The organism is Burkholderia lata, from assembly GCF_902499025.1.
Taxonomy (GTDB): Bacteria; Pseudomonadota; Gammaproteobacteria; order Burkholderiales; family Burkholderiaceae; genus Burkholderia; species Burkholderia lata_C.
The window spans coordinates 100,156-122,352 of record NZ_CABVPW010000011.1; the positions used below are offsets into that span (position 1 = coordinate 100,156).

At 66.4% G+C, this 22,197-nt stretch carries 20 protein-coding genes; 17 read left to right on the plus strand and 3 right to left on the minus strand.

Features of this window, described 5'->3' with window-relative positions:
• Nucleotides 1-96: 96 nt before the first annotated feature.
• Nucleotides 97-1,083: a malate dehydrogenase gene (locus BDI24065_RS13335; RefSeq protein ID WP_011355748.1), complete on the minus strand. Its 987-nt coding sequence runs from the start codon at nucleotides 1,081-1,083 to the stop codon at nucleotides 97-99.
• 288 nt (nucleotides 1,084-1,371) lie between these two features.
• Between BDI24065_RS13335 and BDI24065_RS13340 the strand changes: the two genes are divergently transcribed.
• The 7 genes from BDI24065_RS13340 (at nucleotide 1,372) to gltA (ending at nucleotide 7,296) form a co-directional block, all read left to right on the plus strand.
• Nucleotides 1,372-2,196: a GntR family transcriptional regulator gene (locus tag BDI24065_RS13340; RefSeq protein ID WP_175031749.1), complete on the plus strand. Its 825-nt coding sequence runs from the start codon at nucleotides 1,372-1,374 to the stop codon at nucleotides 2,194-2,196.
• Between the two features lie 170 nt (nucleotides 2,197-2,366).
• Nucleotides 2,367-2,783 (plus strand): succinate dehydrogenase, cytochrome b556 subunit, encoded by a 417-nt coding sequence (sdhC, locus tag BDI24065_RS13345; RefSeq protein ID WP_034185792.1) that lies wholly within the window; start codon nucleotides 2,367-2,369, stop codon nucleotides 2,781-2,783.
• 4 nt (nucleotides 2,784-2,787) lie between these two features.
• Nucleotides 2,788-3,156 (plus strand): succinate dehydrogenase, hydrophobic membrane anchor protein, encoded by a 369-nt coding sequence (sdhD, locus tag BDI24065_RS13350; protein ID WP_011355745.1) that lies wholly within the window; start codon nucleotides 2,788-2,790, stop codon nucleotides 3,154-3,156.
• A gap of 3 nt (nucleotides 3,157-3,159) precedes the next feature.
• Entirely contained in the window at nucleotides 3,160-4,938 is a 1,779-nt protein-coding gene (gene sdhA, locus BDI24065_RS13355) for a succinate dehydrogenase flavoprotein subunit (protein ID WP_175031665.1), read from the plus strand.
• Between the two features lie 21 nt (nucleotides 4,939-4,959).
• Entirely contained in the window at nucleotides 4,960-5,661 is a 702-nt protein-coding gene (locus BDI24065_RS13360) for a succinate dehydrogenase iron-sulfur subunit (protein WP_011355743.1), read from the plus strand.
• Between the two features lie 7 nt (nucleotides 5,662-5,668).
• Complete coding sequence (locus BDI24065_RS13365; RefSeq protein ID WP_011355742.1) at nucleotides 5,669-5,941, plus strand: succinate dehydrogenase assembly factor 2; 273 nt, start codon at nucleotides 5,669-5,671, stop codon at nucleotides 5,939-5,941.
• Between the two features lie 53 nt (nucleotides 5,942-5,994).
• A complete protein-coding gene (gene gltA, locus BDI24065_RS13370; RefSeq protein ID WP_174911326.1) occupies nucleotides 5,995-7,296 on the plus strand; it encodes a citrate synthase in 1,302 nt (433 codons plus the stop codon).
• 90 nt (nucleotides 7,297-7,386) lie between these two features.
• On the opposite strand, the gene BDI24065_RS13375 is transcribed toward gltA, so the two are convergent.
• Nucleotides 7,387-8,364, minus strand: coding sequence for a helix-turn-helix domain-containing protein (locus tag BDI24065_RS13375; protein WP_175031666.1), 978 nt, complete (start codon nucleotides 8,362-8,364; stop codon nucleotides 7,387-7,389).
• A 72-nt stretch (nucleotides 8,365-8,436) separates the two neighbouring features.
• Between BDI24065_RS13375 and BDI24065_RS13380 the strand changes: the two genes are divergently transcribed.
• The 8 genes from BDI24065_RS13380 (at nucleotide 8,437) to BDI24065_RS13415 (ending at nucleotide 19,231) form a co-directional block, all read left to right on the plus strand.
• The gene (locus BDI24065_RS13380; protein ID WP_175031667.1) at nucleotides 8,437-8,826 is read left to right on the plus strand and encodes a VOC family protein; all 390 of its coding nucleotides are present in this window, start codon (nucleotides 8,437-8,439) and stop codon (nucleotides 8,824-8,826) included.
• A 109-nt stretch (nucleotides 8,827-8,935) separates the two neighbouring features.
• Nucleotides 8,936-10,186 carry a DUF1479 domain-containing protein gene (locus BDI24065_RS13385; protein ID WP_175031668.1) on the plus strand — a complete coding sequence of 417 codons (1,251 nt, stop codon included), beginning with the start codon at nucleotides 8,936-8,938 and terminating at the stop codon, nucleotides 10,184-10,186.
• A 210-nt stretch (nucleotides 10,187-10,396) separates the two neighbouring features.
• Nucleotides 10,397-11,155, plus strand: a complete 759-nt coding sequence (locus tag BDI24065_RS13390; RefSeq protein WP_175031669.1) for a dimethylarginine dimethylaminohydrolase family protein — start codon at nucleotides 10,397-10,399, stop codon at nucleotides 11,153-11,155.
• A 98-nt stretch (nucleotides 11,156-11,253) separates the two neighbouring features.
• Nucleotides 11,254-11,718, plus strand: coding sequence for an Lrp/AsnC family transcriptional regulator (locus tag BDI24065_RS13395; RefSeq protein ID WP_174937114.1), 465 nt, complete (start codon nucleotides 11,254-11,256; stop codon nucleotides 11,716-11,718).
• Between the two features lie 102 nt (nucleotides 11,719-11,820).
• Nucleotides 11,821-13,353, plus strand: a complete 1,533-nt coding sequence (locus tag BDI24065_RS13400; protein ID WP_175031670.1) for an amino acid permease — start codon at nucleotides 11,821-11,823, stop codon at nucleotides 13,351-13,353.
• A gap of 295 nt (nucleotides 13,354-13,648) precedes the next feature.
• The gene (locus tag BDI24065_RS13405) at nucleotides 13,649-15,070 is read left to right on the plus strand and encodes a TolC family protein (protein WP_175031671.1); all 1,422 of its coding nucleotides are present in this window, start codon (nucleotides 13,649-13,651) and stop codon (nucleotides 15,068-15,070) included.
• Nucleotides 15,071-15,179: 109 nt separating this feature from the next.
• A complete protein-coding gene (locus tag BDI24065_RS13410; protein ID WP_254609748.1) occupies nucleotides 15,180-16,169 on the plus strand; it encodes an efflux RND transporter periplasmic adaptor subunit in 990 nt (329 codons plus the stop codon).
• Nucleotides 16,166-19,231 carry an efflux RND transporter permease subunit gene (locus BDI24065_RS13415; RefSeq protein ID WP_175031673.1) on the plus strand — a complete coding sequence of 1,022 codons (3,066 nt, stop codon included), beginning with the start codon at nucleotides 16,166-16,168 and terminating at the stop codon, nucleotides 19,229-19,231. The genes BDI24065_RS13410 and BDI24065_RS13415 overlap by 4 nt, the downstream gene beginning before the upstream one ends.
• Before the next feature lie 22 nt (nucleotides 19,232-19,253).
• Here BDI24065_RS13415 and BDI24065_RS13420 read toward each other — a convergent pair whose 3' ends face one another.
• Complete coding sequence (locus BDI24065_RS13420; RefSeq protein WP_175031674.1) at nucleotides 19,254-20,168, minus strand: LysR family transcriptional regulator; 915 nt, start codon at nucleotides 20,166-20,168, stop codon at nucleotides 19,254-19,256.
• A 214-nt stretch (nucleotides 20,169-20,382) separates the two neighbouring features.
• Here BDI24065_RS13420 and BDI24065_RS13425 point away from each other — a divergent pair, with 214 nt between their 5' ends.
• Together BDI24065_RS13425 and BDI24065_RS13430 are read left to right on the plus strand one after the other, a co-directional pair.
• The gene (locus tag BDI24065_RS13425; RefSeq protein WP_175031675.1) at nucleotides 20,383-21,768 is read left to right on the plus strand and encodes an MFS transporter; all 1,386 of its coding nucleotides are present in this window, start codon (nucleotides 20,383-20,385) and stop codon (nucleotides 21,766-21,768) included.
• A 15-nt stretch (nucleotides 21,769-21,783) separates the two neighbouring features.
• Nucleotides 21,784-22,182, plus strand: a complete 399-nt coding sequence (locus BDI24065_RS13430; protein WP_175031676.1) for a DUF4440 domain-containing protein — start codon at nucleotides 21,784-21,786, stop codon at nucleotides 22,180-22,182.
• Nucleotides 22,183-22,197 lie beyond the last annotated feature (15 nt).

Consider the following 22,197-nt stretch of genomic DNA (forward strand, 5'->3'; position numbering starts at 1 on the left):
AACGTGCGCGGATCGGATCGGTCGGCCCGGCCGGCGGCATGCCGGCCCGGGCCGAAACCGGGCTGCCCGAGGGCCGCCCGGCGAGATGCGTAATGCTTAGTTCTTCAGCAGGTGGGCGACGCCATCGCGCTCTTCGAGCAGCTCGGCCAGCGTGCCGTCCATCTTCTCGCGCGAGAACGCGTCGATTTCCAGGCCTTCGATGCGCTTGTACTCGCCGTTTTCGCAAACGACCGGCACGCCGTAGATGATGTCTTCGGGGATGCCGTACGAGCCGTCCGACGGGATGCCCATCGTGACCCACTTGCCGTTCGTGCCGAGGACCCAGTCACGCACGTGGTCGATCGCTGCGTTCGCTGCCGACGCTGCCGACGACAGGCCGCGCGCTTCGATGATCGCCGCGCCGCGCTTGCCGACGGTCGGGATGAACGTGTCGCGGTTCCACACGTCGTCGTTGATCAGCTTCAGCAGCGATTCGCCTTCGGCGGTCGCGAAGCGGAAGTCGGGGTACATCGTCGGCGAGTGGTTGCCCCACACGGCGAGCTTCTCGATCGAGGCGACCGGCTTGCCCGACTTTGCCGCGAGTTGCGACAGCGCGCGGTTGTGGTCGAGGCGCAGCATGGCCGTGAAGTTCTTCTTCGGCAGATCCGGTGCCGACTTCATCGCGATGTATGCGTTGGTGTTCGCCGGGTTGCCGACGACCAGCACCTTCACGTCGCGGCTGGCGACTTCGTTCAGCGCAGCGCCCTGAACCGTGAAGATTTCGGCGTTTGCCGACAGCAGGTCCTTGCGCTCCATGCCCTTCGAGCGCGGACGTGCGCCGACCAGCAGTGCGACGTCGGCATCCTTGAATGCAACCTTCGGATCATCGGTGATCACGACGCCCGACAGCAGCGGGAACGCGCAATCGTCGAGTTCCATCACGACGCCTTTGACGGCGCCTTGGGCTTGCGGGAGGTCGAGCAGTTGCAGGATGACCGGCTGGTCCTTGCCGAGCAGGTCGCCGTTCGCGATGCGGAACAGCAGGGAGTAAGCGATTTGACCTGCGGCGCCGGTGACGGCAACACGCTTTGCGGGCTTAGCCATTGAAAATCTCCAGGACGGGTGAAGCGTTGGACACTCGCGAAAACGCCATTCTATGCGCGTTGTGCTGAGTGTTGCATTGAAGCAGGGCGGAGGACTCGCGATGGCAGACGCGGTGAACCTGGAGACGGCCGTGGCACGTAGCCGGGGACGCGCTTTTGCACCCGCGAACCCTTGCTCGACCGGGAGTGTAGGAGCCGTCCGGCTCAAAGTCAAACGGTATCATATGTCTTATATAAGACAGATGTTTTGCGGAAATTGAGTGGACTTAAAAGTCCGGTTTGTGATGAAATGCGCGCCATGACATCGAACCAGGCGAATACCGCGAATCAGACCGGCGCAGGCAGCCCAGGGCAGCCGGGCGCGAGCGATCCCGCACCTTCGCCTGCGGCACCGCCGTCGCCGACGTTCAGCCCGTTATACCAGCAGATTAAGTCATTGATCACGCAAAGTCTCGAATCCGGTGAATGGAAGCCGGGCGAGATCATCCCGAGCGAGGTGGAGCTCGCGGCCCGCTACAAGGTCAGCCAGGGCACCGTCCGCAAGGCGATCGACGAGCTGGCCGCCGAAAACCTCGTGGTCCGGCGGCAGGGCAAGGGCACTTTTGTTGCAACGCACAATGAAGATCGCGCGCAGTTCCGCTTTCTTCGACTGCTGGCCGACGACGGCGCCGAGCATCCGCACGTGAGCCGCCTGCTCGAATGCCGCCGCCTGCGCGCGCCGGCCGAGATCGCGCGTCAGCTCGACCTGAAGCCGGCCGATCCCGTCGTGCAGGTGCGCCGCCTGCTGGAGTTCGAGAACGAAGTCACGGTGCTGGACGAGATCTGGCTGCCGGGCGCGATGTTCCGCGGGCTCACGTTCGAGCGGCTGAGCGAGTACAAGGGGCCGCTCTACGCGATGTTCGAGACGGAGTTCGGCACGCGGATGATCCGCGCGACGGAAAAGATCCGCGCAGTGGCGGCAGAGCCGGCAGTGGCCGACCTGCTGCACGTGCCGGCAGGTTTTCCTTTGCTGTCGGTCGAGCGCGTGTCCTATACATACGGAGACCGGCCGGTGGAAGTGCGTCGCGGCTGGTATGTCACAACCGGGTACTACTATCAGAATGACTTGAGTTGACGGTGTATCGGCTCAAGCCGAGTGCGTTCGCGTTGCCCACGTTCGCGAAGCACGTTTCGGGCCGCCTTTGTTCTTGTTCGCGCAACTATCCAGAGCAGACTTTCGCTGCAGCGCGATATAAAAAGGCGCTAAAATCGCGGATTAGTGTGACAACATAGTAGGGGTCTAGCATGACTGATGCAGTAAGAAAGCCGAGGCCGGAATACCGGAACATCGGATTCGGCGATATCACGATGAAATATCGCATGCCGCTGGCAGCGATATTGTCGATTCTCCATCGAGTCAGCGGCGCGCTGCTGTTCTTGTTCCTGCCGTTCCTGCTGTTCCTCTTCGACCAGAGCCTCACGTCCGAGCTCAGCTTCGAAGTCTTCAAGGCTTTCCTCTCCAACATCATCGTCAAGCTGATCGTCCTCGCACTGTCGTGGGCCTTCTTCCACCATTTCTGCGCCGGCATTCGCCACCTGCTGATGGACGTCAACCACGACGCCGTCACGAAGGAAGGCGGCAAGCGGACGGCAGTCGTCGTCTTTGTCGTCTCGATCGCCCTGACGATCGCCATGGCACTCAAACTGTTCGGAGCATTCTAAGAAAATGGCAGCCAATAACCGAATCGGCTCGAAGCGCCTCGTCGTCGGCGCACATTACGGCCTGCGCGACTGGCTTGCGCAGCGCATCACCGCCACGATCATGGCGGTCTACACGGTCATTCTGCTCGTCCTGTTCTTCGGCGCGCACGATTTCTCGTACGAAGGCTGGGCCTCGATCTTCGCCGCGCAATGGATGAAGCTCGCGACCTTCGTGATGCTGCTTTCCCTCTTCTACCACGCATGGGTCGGCGTGCGCGACATCTGGATGGACTACGTGAAGCCCGTCGGTGTGCGCCTGCTGCTGCAATCGCTGACCATCGTCTGGCTGCTCGCATGTGCGGGCTACGCCGCGCAGATTCTCTGGAGAGTGTAAAGAATGGCTGCAATCAAATCTAACCTCCCGCGTCGCAAGTTCGACGTGGTGATCGTCGGCGCGGGCGGCTCCGGCTTGCGCGCAGCGCTGCAACTGTCGCGCGCGGGCCTGTCGGTCGGCGTGCTGTCGAAGGTGTTCCCGACCCGTTCGCACACGGTGGCCGCGCAGGGCGGTATCGGCGCGTCGCTCGGCAACATGAGCGAAGACAACTGGCACTTCCACTTCTACGACACGATCAAGGGCTCCGACTGGCTCGGCGACCAGGACGCGATCGAATTCATGTGCCGTGAAGCGCCGAACGTCGTGTACGAACTCGAGCACTTCGGCATGCCGTTCGACCGCAACGCGGACGGCACGATCTACCAGCGCCCGTTCGGCGGCCACACCGCGAACTACGGCGAGAAGCCGGTCCAGCGCGCATGCGCGGCCGCCGACCGTACCGGTCACGCGCTGCTGCACACGCTGTACCAGCAGAACGTCGAAGCGAAGACGCAGTTCTTCGTCGAATGGATGGCGCTCGACCTGATCCGCGACGCGGAAGGCGACGTGCTCGGCGTGACGGCCCTCGAGATGGAGACGGGTGACGTCTACATCATGGAAGGCAAGACGACGCTGTTCGCGACGGGCGGCGCAGGCCGGATCTTCGCGGCATCGACCAACGCGTTCATCAACACCGGCGACGGCCTCGGCATGGCTGCGCGTTCGGGCATCGCGCTGCAGGACATGGAGTTCTGGCAGTTCCACCCGACCGGCGTGGCCGGCGCGGGCGTGCTGATCACCGAAGGCGTGCGCGGCGAAGGCGGTATCCTGCGCAACGCGAACGGCGAGCGCTTCATGGAGCGCTACGCGCCGACGCTGAAGGATCTGGCGCCGCGCGACTTCGTGTCGCGTTCGATGGACCAGGAAATCAAGGAAGGCCGCGGCGTGGGTCCGAACAAGGATCACGTGCTGCTCGACCTGTCGCACATCGGCGCCGAGACGATCATGAAGCGTCTGCCGTCGATCCGCGAAATCGCGCTGAAGTTCGCGAACGTCGATGCGATCAAGGAACCGATCCCGGTCGTCCCGACGATCCACTACCAGATGGGCGGCATCCCGACCAACATCCACGGTCAGGTCGTCGGCACGACGCGCGGCGGTCACAAGGATCCGGTCAACGGTTTCTACGCAGTGGGCGAATGCTCGTGCGTGTCCGTGCACGGCGCGAACCGCCTCGGCACGAACTCGCTGCTGGACCTCGTGGTGTTCGGCCGTGCGGCCGGCAACCACATCGTCGAGCACGTGAAGAACCAGAAGGAACACAAGCCGCTGCCGGCCGATGCGGGCGAATTCTCGCTGGCGCGCCTGGCGAAGCTCGACAAGTCGACCTCGGGTGAATACACGCAGGACGTCGCGAACGACATCCGCTCGACGATGCAGAAGCACGCTGGCGTGTTCCGCACGTCGGAGCTGCTGAAGGAAGGCGTCGACCAGATGGCCGACCTGAAGGCACGCGTGGAAAACATCCACCTGAAGGACAAGTCGAAGGTGTTCAACACCGCGCGCGTCGAAGCGCTCGAGCTGGAGAACCTGATCGAAGTTGCTCGCGCAACGATGGTGTCGGCGGAAGCGCGCAAGGAAAGCCGTGGCGCGCACGCTCACAGCGACTACGAACACCGCGACGACGAGAACTGGCTGCGCCACACGCTGTGGTACAGCGAAGGCGATCGCCTCGACTACAAGCCGGTTCAAATGAAGCCGCTGACGGTCGAATCCGTGCCGCCGAAGCCGCGCACGTTCTAAGCCGAGTCAAAGGAATCCGAAATGGCAAAACGCATTTTTGAAGTCTACCGCTACGATCCGGACAAGGACGCAGCGCCGCGCATGCAGACGTACGAGCTGGAGCTCGAGCACGAGCGCATGCTGCTCGACGCACTGGTCAAGCTGAAGGCCGTGGACGAGACGCTGTCGTTCCGCCGTTCGTGCCGTGAAGGCGTGTGCGGTTCGGACGCGATGAACATCAACGGCAAGAACGGTCTCGCGTGTCTCACGAACCTGAACGACCTGCCGCAGAAGATCGTGCTGCGTCCGCTGCCGGGCCTGCCCGTCGTGCGCGACCTGATCGTCGACATGACGCACTTCTTCAACCAGTATCACTCGATCAAGCCGTACCTGATCAACGACGCGCCGCCGCCGGAGAAGGAACGCCTCCAGTCGCCGGAAGAGCGCGACGAGCTCGACGGCGTGTACGAGTGCATTCTGTGCGCGAGCTGCTCGACGTCGTGCCCGAGCTTCTGGTGGAACCCGGACAAGTTCGTCGGCCCGGCCGGCCTGCTGCAGGCTTACCGCTTCATCGCGGATAGCCGCGACACCGCCACCGGCGAGCGTCTCGACAACCTGGAAGACCCGTACCGTCTGTTCCGTTGCCACACGATCATGAACTGCGTCGACGTTTGCCCGAAGGGCCTGAACCCGACGAAGGCGATCGGCAAGATCAAGGAATTGATGGTTCGCCGCGCGGTTTAAGGTCGAGATGAGCGACGATTCGCACCAATCCGACCCGCACCGCCGCGCGCGCCTTCGCTGGCGCGCGCGGCGGGGTCTGCTGGAAAACGACATCATCTTCGAGCGTTTCTTCAGCAGATACGAGCATGACCTCACCGATGCAGACGTAGGCGCGTTGTCGCGCCTGCTCGATCTGAGCGACAACGACCTGATGGACTTGCTCCTCGCGCGCAAGGAACCAGAAGGCGACCTAGACAGCCCGGACATTCACCGGCTGTTGGAGATGCTGCGCAACGTGTAACGCGTTACGCCCGTTATCGAATCCCGTTTCTTTATTTCGATTGAGGATGTGCCATGACTCCGTCTGATGTTAAAGCCACGCTATCGTTCAGCGACAATTCGCCGAGCGTCGAACTGCCGATCTACAAGGGCACGTTGGGCCCGGACGTAATCGACATCCGCAAGCTGTACGGCCAGACCGGCAAGTTCACGTACGACCCGGGCTTCATGTCGACGGCAGCTTGTAATTCGGCGATCACGTACATCGACGGCGACAAGGGCGAACTGCTGTACCGCGGCTACCCGATCGACAACCTCGCGCAAAACGCGGACTTCCTCGAAAGCTGCTACCTGCTGCTGAAGGGTGAACTGCCGAACGCAGCGCAGAAGAAGGAATTCGTCGACACCGTCACGAAGCACACGATGGTGCACGAGCAGATGCACTTCTTCTTCCGTGGCTTCCGCCGCGACGCGCACCCGATGGCGGTGCTGGTTGCCGCAGTCGGCGCGCTGTCCGCGTTCTACCACGACTCGCTCGACATCAACGATCCGCGTCACCGTGAAGTGTCGGCGATCCGCATGATCGCGAAGCTGCCGACGCTCGTCGCGATGGCGTACAAGTTCAGCATCGGCCAGCCGTTCGTCTATCCGAAGAACGAACTGTCGTACAGCGCGAACTTCATGCACATGATGTTCTCGAACCCGTGCGAAGAGTACAAGGTCAACGACGTGCTCGTCCGCGCACTCGACCGTATCCTGATCCTGCACGCCGACCACGAGCAGAACGCATCGACGTCGACCGTCCGCCTGGCCGGCTCGTCGGGCGCGAACCCGTTCGCCTGTATCGCTGCCGGTATCGCATGTCTGTGGGGCCCGGCGCACGGTGGTGCGAACGAAGCCGCGCTGAACATGCTCGAGCAGATCGGTTCGCCGGACAACATCCCCGAATTCATCAAGCAGGTGAAGGACAAGAATTCGGGCGTGAAGCTGATGGGCTTCGGTCACCGCGTGTACAAGAACTACGACCCGCGTGCGAAGCTGATGCGCGAAACGTGCTATGAAGTGCTGAACGAACTGGGCCTGCACGACGACCCGCTGTTCAAGCTCGCGATGCAGCTCGAGAAGATCGCGCTGGAAGACGAGTACTTCGTGTCGCGCAAGCTGTACCCGAACGTCGACTTCTACTCGGGCATCGTCCAGCGCGCGCTGGGCATCCCGACGTCGATGTTCACGTGTATCTTCGCGATGGCACGTACGGTCGGCTGGATCGCGCAGTGGAACGAAATGATCGGCGATCCGGAGCAGAAGATCGGCCGTCCGCGTCAGCTGTTCATCGGCGATACGCCGCGCGAAGCGAAGCCGCTCAACGCACGTTAAGTCGTGCGCGGCGCGAACGGCCGGCAGGCCGCTCGCGTCGGGCGATCGCAACGCCACGACACCCCGACGGGTCATCCCGTCGGGGTGTTTTTATTTGTGCGGCCGAGGTTCGCCGGGGCCGGCGCGGCGCTCCAGCGATGGTGGGCGTGTGTCGAGTGCGGGCGCGTCGCCGTCGGGCGCGTGGCCGTGCTGCACGAAGAACTGCCGGTATGCGCCGGGCGTCATCCCGCGCGCGGCGAGGAACTGGCGGTTGAAGTTCGCGGCATTCGGAATGCCGCAGCGCGCAGCCACGGTCGCGATCGGCCAGTCGGTGCCGACGAGATGACGGCACGCGTGCGCGAGCCGCAGCCGCTGCACGTAGCGGCCGACGCTTGTGCCGAGATGCCGGACGAACAGGCGCTGCAACGTGCGTTCGGACATGTGCGCGGCGGCGGCGAGCGCGTCGATGCGCAATGGTTCGTGGAAGTGCCGGTCGATCGCGTCGAGCACGCGATCGAGACGTTCGGCTTCGGGTGCGGCTGTGCCGGTTTGGGGTGCCGTGCCGTCGGTGCGGTCGTACGCGTGCGCGGTGGCGAGCGGTTCGCCGCCGGCTTCCGCGAGATCTGCGAGGGTGTCGAGCGCGGCCGCGAGCCGTGTGCGCGGCGACGGATCGAGCAACTGCGGCAGCCGCGCGCGCATCGCGCGGGCGGCGTCCGCGTCGAAGCGCAGGCCCGACGCAGCACGCCGCAGCAGCGAGCGCAGCGGCGCGTATTCGGGGCAGCAGTCGGCCAGACGCCGCACCCAGTCGCCGTCGAACCAGATGACGAGCGCGACTTCGGGCGCCTCGCGGTCGATGCGTGCGTTCGACGACCATGTATGCGGCAGGTTGGGCGGCACGAGCACCAGGTCGTCGTCCGCGTAGTACGCGACGTGATCGCCGATGAAGCGCCGGCCGCGGCTGTTGAGCGTCAGCGTCAGCTCGTATTCGGGATGGCGATGCCATTCGAACGGGATGCGGGCGAGCTGGCGGTGATACACGCGGATCGAACAGCCGGGGGCGAACGTCACGTGCTCGTACTGCGGTTTCATCGCGGCCTCCGGGCGAGGGCGGGCATCGCGCCGTGGCATGATCGTGAGCATTCGTCACGACGGAGCGATGCGATGTTTTCACATGTTTGCGTGGGTGTGACCGACACCGCGCGCGCCTACGATTTCTACGCGCCGCTGTTCGCGGAACTCGGGCTGCGCCTGAAATTCCGCGAGCCGGACGGCTGGTCGGGCTGGATGCCGGCCGACACCGACCGGCCGCTGTTCTTCTTCGGCCAACCGCTCGACGGTCGCGCGCCCGAGCCGGGCAATGGCCACACGATCGCGTTCGTTGCGCCGACGCGCGCGCACGTCGATCGCTGCCACGCGCTCGCGCTGCGTCACGGCGGCACCTGCGAAGGGCCGCCGGGCCTGCGGCCGGACTATCCCCGCGACTACTACGGCGCCTATTTCCGCGATCCGGACGGCAACAAGCTGTGCGTGGTCTGCCATCGTCCGGCGTGACGCACGGTTGTCCGGATTGTATCGATAGTTGGCCGGATAGTGGTAATTGCTGCCGCGCACCGGCCGTACGCTGACAGCACACACGACACCTGTCAGCGAGGAGACCACGATGCAATTGACGATTGACGACCTGCCTGCCGCAATTCGCGACGCGAAAAGGGCACTGCGCGCCGACTTGCCCGGTTATGCGGCCACGTTCGGCGAACTGGAGGGCGACATTGCGCGGCAGGTCGACGCGATCCGGCGCGCGCATGCGCATGGCCAGGACGTGATTCCGGTGGTGCCGTTCGCGGACATCGCGGGCGGGGCCGTCGATCCGCACCTGGTTGCCGCGATCCGCACGCATGGCGCGGTCGTGATCCGTGGCGTATTCGATGCGCAGCAGGCGCGCGACTGGAACGACGAGATCGGCGCCTACCTGGATGCGAACCGCTTCGCCGAGCGGCTGCACGCACGCGCCGAGGACCGTTATTTCGGCAACCTCGCGTCGGGCAAGCCGCAGATCTACGGCGTCTACTGGTCGAAGCCGCAGGTGGCTGCGCGCCAGTCGCCTGCATTGACCCAGGCGCGCGTGTTCCTGAATCGCCTGTGGCGGCACGCGGATGGCGGGCGCACGCACTTCGATCCCGACCAGGTGCCGGCCTACGCTGACCGGATTCGTCGGCGGCCGCCCGGCTCGACGTCGCTCGGGCTGTCGCCGCATGTCGACGGCGGTTCCGTCGAACGCTGGCTCGGCGCGAATTTCCGCCAGGTCTACCGTCACGTGCTGGCCGGCCGCTGGCGCGACTACGACCCGTTCGATGCGGCGTTCCGCCCGGACGTCGAGGAGATCCCGTCGCCGGCCGTGTGCTCGATGTTCCGCACGTTCCAGGGCTGGACCGCACTGACGCCGCAGGGGCCCGGCGACGGCACGCTGCAGTTGATCCCGGTCGCGAACGCGATGGCCTACGTCGTGCTGCGCGCGCTGCAGGACGATGTCGCCGATGACGACCTGTGCGGCGCGCGTCCGGGCCGCGCGCTGTCGATCCGGCCCGAATGGCACGCGCTGCTGCTCGACGCACTGGTGCCGATCCCGCACATGGAGCCGGGCGACGCGGTGTTCTGGCATGGCGACGTCGTGCACGCGGTCGAGGATGCGCATCGCGGCAATGGCGACAGCAACGTGATGTACATTGCGGCCGCGCCCGGTTGCGCGAAGAACGACGCGTACCTGCAGCGCCAGCGGGCGGCGTTCCTGCGCGGCGAGAGCCCGCCCGATTTCCCGGCCGATCATTTCGAGGTCGAATTCGACGGGCGCGGCGGGGAGAGCGATCTCACGGCGCTCGGCCGTTCGCAGATGGGGTTCGGGCCGGGTGTGTAGCAGGCCCCGCCGCATGCGAAAGCGGCCGTCCGCCAGGCGGTGAGCGGCCGTCTGCCGAAACCGCTGCCTGCGGCGCGCAATTCGACGCAATCGGCTGTCGGCGCAGCCGAAATCGACACGAATTGCGCAATTTGGCTTCCGATAATGGTCCGGACACAACGCAGCCGCCCCGTGTGCAGCACGGGTGCGGCGCTGACCATGGAGGAGTCGATGCAATTCACGCAAGCGATCGTTCGCCGCCCCGCGCCGTCCTGTGGCGCGGGCCTGACCACCGCCGAACTCGGCGCGCCCGATTACGACAAGACGCTCACCCAGTTCCACGCTTACTGCGACGCGCTGCGCACGCTCGGCGTCGAGCTGACCGAACTGCCGCCGCTGGACGCGTTCCCCGATTCGCACTTCGTCGAGGACACCGCGGTGGTGACGCCGGAATTCGCGGTGATCACGCGCCCTGGTGCGCCCGCGCGGCGTGGCGAGACGGTACACATCGAAGCGGCGCTGGCCGCGCATCGCGACCTGCTGCCGATGCAGGACGGCCGTCTCGACGGCGGGGACGTGATGCAGGTCGGCAAGCGCTTCTACATCGGCCTGACGGGCCGCACCGACGCCGAAGGCATCGCCGCGTTCGAATCGCTCGTGTCGCGCTACGGCTACTCGGTCGTCGCGGTGCCGGTGGGCGCCGGCCTGCATCTCAAGTCGGTCGTCAACGCGCTCGGCGACGACACGCTGCTCGTGACCGAAGCGCTGGCCGCGCATCCGGCGTTCGCCGACTATCGCCGGATCGCGATCTCGGCCGCCGACGAATACGCGGGCAACACGCTGCGCGTGAACGGCACGCTGATCACGCCGGCCGGTTATCCGCGCGTGCACGATGCGATCGCGCCGCTCGGGCTGCCGCTGCACGTGATCGACACGAGCGAGTTCCGCAAGATGGACGGCGGGCTGACCTGCCTGTCGCTGCGGTTCTAGCCGATTGGCGCGCGGCCGCTTCGGCCGGATAATGTGGCCCCCGCGGGGAACAGGAGACGTTCCGCGCACCAGCCACGACCCGACCGGAGCGAACGCGGATGACCGACAAGAAGATGCAGCTCGACAAGATCGATCTCCGGATCCTCGACATCCTGCGCACCGACGGGCGGATTTCCTACCGGAAGCTGTCGGAGCTCGTGAACCTCACGCCGCGGCCGTGCCAGGCACGCGTGGAGCGACTCGAGGCGCTCGGCGTGATCGAAGGCTACCGCGCGGTGATCAAGGCGCCGCGCGCGACCAAGCCGATCGTCGTGATCGCGCAGGTCACGCTGGCCGACCACGGGCGTTCGCAGGCGCCGTTCGAGGACGAGATGCGGGCGAATCCGGCCGTGCTCGATTGCTGGCTCGTCAGCGGTACGTTCGATTTTCTCGTGCGGCTTGCGTGCGAGGATCTCGACGAGTACCGGCGGATCGCGAACGTGTGGCTGGAAAGCCCGCGGTTCCGGATCGAGAAGATCGTGACGACGGCCGAACTGCAGGCGATCAAGCGCAGCGTCGTGTGATGCGACCGGCCGGGAAGGGCCGGTTTCGACGTGAATGACTCGACCTGACGATTTGCATTCCGAATCAAATCGCCAGTCCAGAATCCAATCAGGGTGAACACTATGGATGCTTTGCAAGCGGCAGCGGAGACGGCCGCACCGTCCGGAACGACGCTGAAGCGCCGTCTGCAGGGCCGCCACATCGCGATGATCGCGATCGGCGGCTCGATCGGCACGGGGCTGTTCGTCGCGTCGGGCGCGTCGGTCGCGCAGGCGGGGCCGGGCGGTGCGATCGCCGCGTATATCGCGATCGGGCTGATGGTGTACTTCGTCGTCACGGGCCTCGGCGAGATGGCCGCACTGATGCCGGTATCGGGCTCGTTCGCGATCTACGGCGAGAAGTACGTCGACGAAGGCTTCGGCGTCGCGCTCGGCTGGACCTACTGGTACAGCTGGGCCGTGACGATCGCGATCGAGTTGGTCGCCGCGCAGATCGTGATGCGCTACTGGTTTCCAACCCTACCCGGCATCTGGTGGGGCGCAGGTTTCCTCGTGCTGATCTTCCTGCTGAATACGCTGTCGGTGCGCGGCTTCGGTGAATCGGAATACTGGTTCTCGCTGATCAAGGTCGTCACCGTGGTCGCGTTCATCGCGGCCGGGCTGCTGATCGCGGCCGGCCTGATCGGGAACGGACATCCGGTCGGCTTGCGCAACTTCACGACGGGCGACGCGCCGTTCGTCGGCGGCGTGCACGCGATGATGAGCGTTGCGCTGATCGCGGGATTTTCGTTCCTCGGCACCGAGCTGGTCGGGATCACGGCCGGCGAATCGGAGAACCCGCGCAAGACGATCCCGCGCGCGGTGAAGCAGATCTTCTGGCGGATCATGCTGTTCTACGTGTTCGCGATCTTCGTGATCGGCCTGCTGGTGCCGTACACGGACCCGAACCTGCTGAAGAGCGACGTGACCGACATCGGCGTGAGCCCGTTCACGCTGGTGTTCAGCCACGCGGGTTTCCGGCTCGCGGCCGGCGCGATGAATCTCGTGATCCTGACGGCCGTGCTGTCGGCCGGCAATTCCGGTACCTATGCGGCCACGCGGATGCTGTACAACCTCGCGGCGGAAGGGCGCGCGCCGGCGATGTTCGCGACGCTGTCGCCGGGCGGCGTGCCGCGCAACGCGCTGTACGCGACGATGGCCGTCGGCGGGCTGTGCTTCCTCACGTCGCTGACCAACAACCAGAGCATCTATCTGTGGCTGCTGAATACCGTCGGCATCACGGGCTTCATCGCGTGGCTCGGCATCGCGGTCTGCCATTACCGGTTCCGCAAGGGGTTCCTGAAGCAGGGCTACCGGCTCGATCAGCTGCCGTACCGCGCGAAATGGTTTCCGTTCGGGCCGCTGTTCGCGATCGCGATCTGCATCGTGATCTCGCTCGGCCAGGATTACCAGGCGTTCTTCTCGGCCCGCATCGACTGGATGGAAGTGCTGTCGATCTACGTGTGGATTCCGCTGTTCGTCGCGATCTGGTGGGCGTATCGCCGTGCGCGCAAGGCCCGGCTCGTGCGATACGAGGAGATGGATATCGGCCCGTGGCTGACGCGTTCGGTCGACGCGGTCGATGCTGCGGCGAGCTTGCCCGAGCGGGGCAACTGAGCGATTGCAAGCACGATGCCGGGCGGTCGATGCGGCCGCCCGGCGTCGTATGTGTGCTGACTGCGTGGTTGCGTGGCGGTGTGCGTTTCTTCCTGTCGGTTCCCTTTCGGTTTGCGCGCGGCATCGATGCATGACGCTTTCATGTCGTGTCCGTCCCTCACGCGCCACCCTTCAGCAGCCCGTTCTGCGGCTGCTTAATCAACCCTTAAGCAAGCGGTCAAGATAATGGCGCAGCGTTCGCTTCGACCTGTCGCGGACGTGTCCACTTTCACGTTCATCCGACCAGGAGCGACTGTTGTTCCGCTCTCCGCTTGCTTCGTCGTCGCTCTCCGTTTTCCGTCCGCGTGCCGTGCACGCCGCGCTTGCCGGCGCAGTGTCATGTGCCATCGCGCTCGGCGGTTGCACGACCTACCAACCGCAGCCGTTGACCGCGCATGCGACGCTGACGACCGCCGACGCGCTGAACCGGCTTCGCATCGATCCCGCCACCATGCCGCTGCCGGAACTGGCCGCGCATCGCTTCGATCCGTCCGACGGCTTCGACATCGAGGAAATCGCGATGCTCGCGGTCGCGAACAATCCCGATCTGAAGCTCGCACGCGACGATCTCGGGATCGCGCAGGCGCAGGCATTTTCCGCGGGCCTGCTGCCCGATCCGCAACTGTCGGTATCGAGCGATTTCCCCGGCGCGGCCGGCCTCGGGCGCGCGTTCAACTACGGCCTGAGCATGGACGTAATGGCGATCGTCACGCGCAATGCGAACAAGCGGTCTGCCGATGCAACCGTGCGCAAGACCGACCTCGGCCTGCTGTGGCAGGAGTGGCAGGTCGTCGCTCAGGCGAAGCAGCTGTACACGAAGGCGCGCTACGAGGACGCCGCGTTACCGCTGCTCGCGCAGGCGCGCGAACTCGACGCCGCGCGCCACGAGCGGATCGCACATGCGCGTCAGGCCGGCAACGTGACGGATGACGTTGTCGTCGCCGCGTCGACTGCCTACGGCGATGCGCGCAAGCAATACGACGACATGGTTCGCGCGCGCGAGCAGACGCATCACGACCTGAATGAGCTGCTCGGGCTCGCGCCGGACGTCGAGTTGCGGCTTGCGGGCTCCGACCAGGCAGTGCCGCTTTCCGACCCGACGCTCGACGCCGCAGTGGCCGCGCTGCCGAAGCGGCGTCCGGACCTGATTGCGCTGCAGGCCGGCTACGACGCGCAGGAACAGAAATATCGCGCGGCGATCCTGAACCAGTTTCCGAGCCTGAATGTCGGCTTCAATCGCGCACGCGACACGTCCGGCATCTATACGACCGGTTTCCAGATCGCGCTGAGTCTGCCGATCTTCAACCGCAATCGCGGCAACGTTGCGATCGAGCAGGCGACCCGCCAGCGGCTGGGCGATGAATACCAGACCCGGCTGAACGCCGCCTATGCGGATATCGCGCACCTGCGTGCCGATTCCCGTCTCGCGACGGAGCAGCTCGCGCAGGACGAGGCTGCGCTGCCCGCGCTCGAACTGGCCGCGGAGCATGCGCGGCATGCGTACGCCGCGCACGACATCGCGCTTGGTCAGTACACCGACGCGCAGCTCGCCGCCTTGACGAAGCGGATCGACGCGGCGACGCAGCGCGATGCGCTGGCCGAGCAGCGCATCGGCCTGCAGGCGCTGCTCGGCAGCGCCGTCCCGGATGCCTTTTCCACCGATTCCACTCAGCGTTGACCTCATGCCAGCCGTCCTGACTTGCCTCACACGCCGCCGTGCGGCCGTACTCGTCGTGGCGCTTTCCGCGCTTGCGCCGTGCGTCGGCCCCGCCCGCGCCGATGAACCCGTGACCGCCTCGGTTGAAGCCGTGCGCGTTCAGCGTGCACCGATCTCGCAGCAGGTGCGCGCGTACGGCATCGTCGCCGCGTCGTCGGCGAGCGTGACGTCGGTGAACCTGCCGTACACCGCACGCGTTCGCAAGGTGCTGGTGCTGCCCGGACAGACGGTCGCGCGCGGCGCGCCGCTCGTCGTCGTGCAGGCCGACACCGCCGCGGTGCTGGCTGCGTCGCAGGCGTCGAGCGCGCTGACGCTCGCGCGCGGCGAACTCGCGCGCACGCGATCGCTGTACGACGACGGCCTCGCGACGCAGTCACAGTTGGCCACCGCGCAGAAGGCGCTCGACGATGCGCAGCAGGGGGAGGCCGCGCAGCGGCAGATGGGCGTGCACGGCGGCGACGTGACGATTGCGGCGCCGTTAGCGGGTGTCGTGTCGCAGTTGTCGGCGCTGCCTGGCGACCAGTTGCAAGCGGGCGCGACGATCGCGCAGCTTGCGGCGACCGCCGGCACGTCGAGCCGCCAGGCGAACGTGACGCTCGGCGTCGATCCGTCCGCGGCCGCGTCGATCCACGCTGGCGACGCTGTCGTGCTGCACGGGTTGTCGACCGCGCTTGCGCATGCGAACCCGGCGGGGCAGGTCGTCGTCGCGGGGGCGTCGATCGATCCGCAGAGCCAGCTCGTGAACGTCGGCGCGAACGTGCCGCTCGGCGGCACGGCGTTCATCCCCGGCACGCGCGTGAGCGCCGACATCGCGACGCAGGCCGGCACCTGGTGGGTGGTGCCGCGCTCGGCGGTGCTGCGCGACGCAAAGGGTGCATATGTGTTCCAGGTGACGCCGAAGCACGCCGCGCACCGTGTCGACGTCGCGGTGCGTGTCGAAAGCGGCGATCGCTACGGCGTGGACGGTCCGCTGAATGCGGCCGAGCCGCTCGTCTCGACCGGCAACTATGAATTGCAGGACGGGATGGCCGTGCGTCTTGCCGGAGGTGTGCGGCAATGAACTTCGGGCAATGGATGCAGATGCACCGGCGATCGCTGCTGTTCGTCGTCGCACTGCTCGCGGTTGCCGGTGCGCTGACGGCGTTCCGGCTGCCGATCTCGCTGTTTCCCAACGTGTCGTTCCCGCGTGCGGTCGTGTCGCTCGACGCGGGCGACCGGCCGGCCGAGCAGATGGCGACGCTCGTGACCATGCCGGTCGAAGAGGCGCTGCGGCGCGTGCCGAGCGTGCGCGACGTCGAGTCGAAAACGAGCCGCGGGTCGGCCGAGATCTCGCTGAACTTCGACTGGGGCACCGACATGTCGCAGGCGACGCTGCAGGCGCAGTCGGCGATCGCCGAAATCCTGCCGTCGCTGCCGGCCGGTACGACGATGCAGGTGAAGCGGATGGACCCGACCGTGTTCCCGGTGCTTGCCTACAGCCTCACGTCGTCGCGGCAGTCGCTGTCGGCACTGCGCGATCTCGCGCAGTTCCAGTTGCGGCCGCTGCTGTCGTCGGTCGACGGTGTCGCGCGGGTCGAGGTGACGGGCGGCGCGCAGGACGAACTGCAGGTTGCGATCGATCCCGCGCGACTCGCCGCGTACAAGCTGTCGGTCGAGGACGTGTCGAAGGCGATCGGCGCCGGTAACGTGCTGATGGCGACCGGGCGGATCGAGGATCACTACAAGCTGTATCTCGTCGTCGCCGATACGACGATCACGTCGCTCGATACGCTGCGCAACGCGGTCGTATCGTCGGCGGGCGGCAACCAGGTGCGCGTGGGCGACGTCGCGATGGTCTCGCGCGGCACGGTTCCGCAATGGATCCGCGTGACGGCCGACGGGCAGGACGCGGTGCTCGTCAACGTATTCCAGCAGCCGGGCGCGAACAGTGTCGCGATGGCCGCGGCGATCCGCGCGAAGCTCGCCGATTTCCAGAAGCAGATGCCGCCCGGCGTGCATCTCGCGAACTGGTACGACCAGAGCCAGCTCGTGATCGCGTCCGCGTCGAGCGTGCGCGACGCGATCCTGATCGGCGTCGTGCTGGCCGCGATCACGCTGTTCGTCTTCCTGCGCAACTGGAAGGTCACCGCGATCGCGGTCGCGCTGGTGCCGATCGTGATGAGCACGACGATCCTGCTGCTCGACGTGTTCGGGATGGGCTTCAACATCATGACGCTCGGCGGGATGGCGGCGGCGGTCGGGCTCGTGATCGACGACGCGATCGTGATGATCGAACACATCGCGCGGCGCATGCGCGAAGCCGGCGCTCACGCATTCCACGGCCGCGTGATGAGCGCGGCGCTCGAATTCACGCGGCCGCTCGCAGGGTCGTCGGCCGCGACGCTGATCATCTTCGTGCCGCTCGCGTTCCTGTCGGGCGTAACCGGCGCGTTCTTCAAGGCGCTGTCGATCACGATGGCGAGCGCGCTGTTCATTTCGTTCATCGTGAGCTGGCTCGCGATCCCGATCCTGTGCGATCACTGGCTCACGCCGGCCGACGCGGCGGAGCATCGCGAGTCGCGTTTCGCGCACTGGCTGAACGTGCGCTACGCGGCGCTCGTCGAGCGCGTCAGTCGCAAGCCCGTACTGGCGCTGGCGGGCGTCGTGCCGCTGCTGGTCGTGGCCGCGTTCGCGTTCACGCGCGTCGGCAGCGGGTTCATGCCGTCGATGGACGAGGGGGGATTCGTGCTCGACTACCATACGGCGCCCGGGACCTCGATCACCGAGACGGATCGTCTGATGCGCGAGGTGGAGACGATCATCCGCGAGAACCCGAACGTCGCGACGTATTCGCGGCGCACCGGTGCGGGCCTGGGTGGTGACCTCAACGAGCCGAACAAGGGCGACTTCTTCGTGCGCCTGAAATCCGGGTCGCGCGAGCCGATCGATACCGTGATGGAAGAGATCCGTTCGAAGGTCGAGACGAACGTTCCCGGCGTGAACATCGAGCTCGCGCAATTGATGGAGGATCTGATCGGCGACCTGACCGCGGTGCCGCAGCCCGTGCAGATCAAGATCTATTCGGACGATCCGGCTGTGCTCGAGGCGACCGCGCGACGCGTGGCGGCGCGCATCGGGAAGATCCAGGGCATCGTCGACGTCGACGACGGCATCAATCCGGCGGGCGACGCGCTCGACCTGCACATCCGTCCCGACGCGGCCGCCGCCGAGGGGATGGACCCGCAGTCGATCGCGCAGCAGGTGTCGGACCTGCTCGAGGGGAGCGTCGCGACGCAGTACCAGCAAGGACCGAAGACGGTCGGCGTGCGCGTGAGCATGGCGGACGCGATGCGGATGAACGGCACGGGGCTCGGCGAATTGCAGATCCGCGCGCCGGACGGGCACCTGTTTCCGCTCGATCGCGTGACCGACCGCATCACGATCAGCGGCCAGCCGGAGATCAGCCGGGACAACCTGAAGCGGATGGTGTCCGTCACGGCTCGGATCGACGGCCGCGATCTCGGCTCGACGATCGCGGACGTGCAGCGCTCGCTCGGCGACGCGAACCTGTTGCCGCAGGGCGTCTATTACGAACTGGGCGGTCTGTATCAGCAGCAGCAGATCGCGTTTCGCGGGCTCATCGCGGTGTTCGGCGCGGCCGTTGCGCTGGTGTTCGGCCTGCTGCTGTTCCTCTACGAGCGGTTCCGCGTGGCGCTTGCCGTGATGGCGATGCCGCTGTGCGCCACCGGAGCCGTGTTCATCGGGCTGTGGGTGACCGGCATCGAGCTGAACATCTCCGCGATGATGGGGATGACGATGATCGTCGGTATCGTGACGGAAGTCGCGATCTTCTACGTGTCGGAATTCCAGGGGCTGGTGCGCGACGAAGGCATGGCGCCGGATGCCGCGCTGCTTGCGGCCGGCCGCAACCGGCTGAGGCCGATCGCGATGACGACGATTGCCGCGATCCTGGCGTTGCTGCCGCTCGCGTTCGCGCTCGGGCAGGGTTCGGCGATGCAGCAGCCGCTCGCGGTGGCGATCATTTCGGGGCTGATCGTGCAGTTGCCGCTCGTGCTGCTGGTGCTGCCGGCGTTGCTGCGTGTACTGCTGATGGGGCGGCGCTCGGGCGCGGCGCAAGCGTAAGGCCGGGTGCGCGCACGTTGCGTCAGCCTGCTCGCGCGAGGTGCATCTTCATGAAATCCACCCACGCGCGCACTTTCTGCGGCACGTGCCGCGTCGCGACATACAGCGCGTAGACGTTCTGCTGCGGAAACCGGTAGGCGGGCAGTGCATCGACCAGTGCGCCGCTTTCGAGATCGTCGCGCACGAGCCATTCGGGCAGCAGTGCGACGCCGCTGCCCTGGCGCGCGAGTTCACTCAATACCGACGCATTGTCGACGACGACGCGAGGTTTCGTGCCCGGTCGAAACACGTGCTCGTTACCCGCGCGATCGGTGAGCGCCCATTCGGCGATTCGCTCGAGCCGGCTGTGGCCGAGCTGCGGCAGGCGGGCCAGGTCGCCGGGCGACGCCGGCCGCGGAAGCCCGGCCTTCGCGGGCAGGTCGGGCGCCATCACGGCGAGTACGTCGTAGGTGGCGAGGCAGACGCCGCGATAGGGCAGGTCGCGAAAGTGCTCGTGGCGTCCGAGCCGGATCGCGACGTCGAAGCGGTCGCGCACGAGATCGGCCTGCGACGTATGCGTTTCGAGCCGCACGCGCAGCGCGGGATGCTGCGCGGTGAACGCATGCAGCATCGGCGCGAGGACGCGCGCCGCATACTCGACCGTCGACGTCACGCGCAGGATGCCCTGCATCCCGCCATGCTCGCCGCGCACCTCGTCGATCGCGCCTTCGGCTTCTTCCAGCACGCGCAGGCAACGCTGGTAGAAGCGCTCGCCGGCGTCGGTCAGCTCGACACGCCGGGTCGTCCGCGTGAGCAGCGTGACGCCGAGCTCGGCTTCGAGCTGCTTCACGTTGAAACTGACGGCCGCCCGCGCCTGGTTCAGCGCGGTTGCGGCGGCCGTGAACGAACCGGCTTCGACCACGGCACGGAATACGGCGAAACGATCGAGGCTCACCATGGTTGGGGCGTGGGTCCTGTCTATGCGTTGGATCGCTCGAAGGGTACCCGAATGCGCGGCCGCGCGCGGCGTGCGGTGTGTTGCAGCGGATGGGCGGCGTTGTCGCCGCATGATCCGATTGTCAAAAAAATTCGACGAGACTCGTCGAATCCGGCCGCTTACCGATGGGCGAGCCGGCTTCTACACTGCGGCGTTTCGTGATGTTTCCGCCGCCATGTCCGACCGTTCCAGAATCGCCGCCGTCTACCTGCTCGGTTTCGCGATCGATCTCGCGAACATGTTCATGCTGAACGCCGCGTATCCGGCGCTGCAGCGCGAGCTGCATGCGTCGGTCGCGCAGCTTGCGTGGGTCGGCAACACATATGTGCTCGGCCTGACCGTCGTGATTCCGTTCGGCACGTGGCTCGCGCGCCGCTGCGGCGAGCGGCGCGTGTTCGCCGCATCGTTGCTGCTGTTCGGGCTCGGCAGCGCCGGCGTCGGCGCGTCGCCGTCGATCGACGCGCTGCTCGCGTGGCGGCTGGTCCAGGGGCTCGGCGGCGGACTGCTGATCCCGGTCGGGCAGACCATGGCCTATCGCGCGTATCCGCCGCAGGCACGGGCGCGGCTCACGTCGGTCGTGATGATGGTTGCGCTGCTCGTACCCGCGTTGTCCCCGGCGATCGGCGGGGCCATCGTCGATCGCGGGTCGTGGCGCGCGATCTTCTTCGCGATGTTGCCGATCGCGGCCGCGACCGGTGCGCTCGCGTTCACCTGGCTGCCGCGTGACGGCGCGCGCGACCGGCCACCACGGCTCGACTGGCCGGGGTTCGGACTGAGTGCGGTGGCGCTCGTCGCGCTGCTGCTCGGGCTGACCGCTGCGGGGCAGCCCGGGGGCGCGGCATTCCCGCTCGCGATGCTGGCCGTCGCGGTAGCAGCAGGCGCCGGCTATGCGGCGCATGCGCGTCGGGCCGTCGCGCCGGTGGTCGACCTGCGCCTGCTCACACAGCCGCTGCTGCGGATCGGCGTGGTGGTCTATCTGTGCGTGCCGGGCGTCTTTACGGGCGTCAACCTCGTCGCGTCGCTCTATCTGCAGAACGCGCTCGGATTGAGCGCCGCGCATGCCGGCGCGCTGATGCTGCCGTGGGCGATCGCGGCGTTCTTCGCGATCGCGACCACGCGCCGCTGCTTTCCGCGCCATGGCGCGAAGCCGTTGTTCGCGTGCGGGATCGCGATCGATTGTGTCGGCATCGCACTGCTCGCGACGCCGTGGGCCAGCGTCGAAGCCGTGCGCATCGCGGCGTTCGCGGCGATGGGGTTCGGCGCGAGCCTGTGCACGAGCACGTCGCAAAGCGCGGCGTTCGTCGACGTGCCGGCCGACCGGATGGGCGACGCGAGCGCGCTGTGGAACATCAACCGCCAGTTGAGCTTTTGCGTCGGCGTGGCCGTGCTCGGCAGCGCACTCAATGCGTTGCTGGCATTCACTGCGGGCGGCCCGTCACTCGCACCGTACCGCTGGTGCTTCGGGCTGGCGGTCCTGCTGACGTTGCTGCCGCTCGGCCTGATCGCGCGGCTTCCCGCGCACCCTGCGCCAGTCGCGCAGCCCGTTTCATCCCACTCCTGAGAACCTGAGAACCTGATGAATTTGCCGAATCCGTATTTCAAGGAAGTCGTCGACACCATTGCCGATATCGAGTGCTGGTTGTCCGGCCGTGCCGGCCCCGAGCGGCTCGCGACGCTGATGGCGCGTTTCTCGCCGGGATTTTCGATGATCGCGATGTCGGGCACGGTGCTCGATTACTCGGGCGTCGATGCGTTGTTTTCACACGGGCACGGCGCGCGCCCGGGGCTGGCGATCGAGATCGACGAATTGCGCGGGCTTGCCGTGTGGTCCGATGGCGCGACGATCGGCTATCGCGAGACGCAGACCGACGCGCAAGGGCGGCGCACGGTGCGGCGCTCGACGGTCGTGTTCCGGCGCGAGGCGGATGGCCTGATCGTGTGGCGCCATCTGCACGAAACACCTGTCGTCGCGTGAGCGGGCGCATCTTCC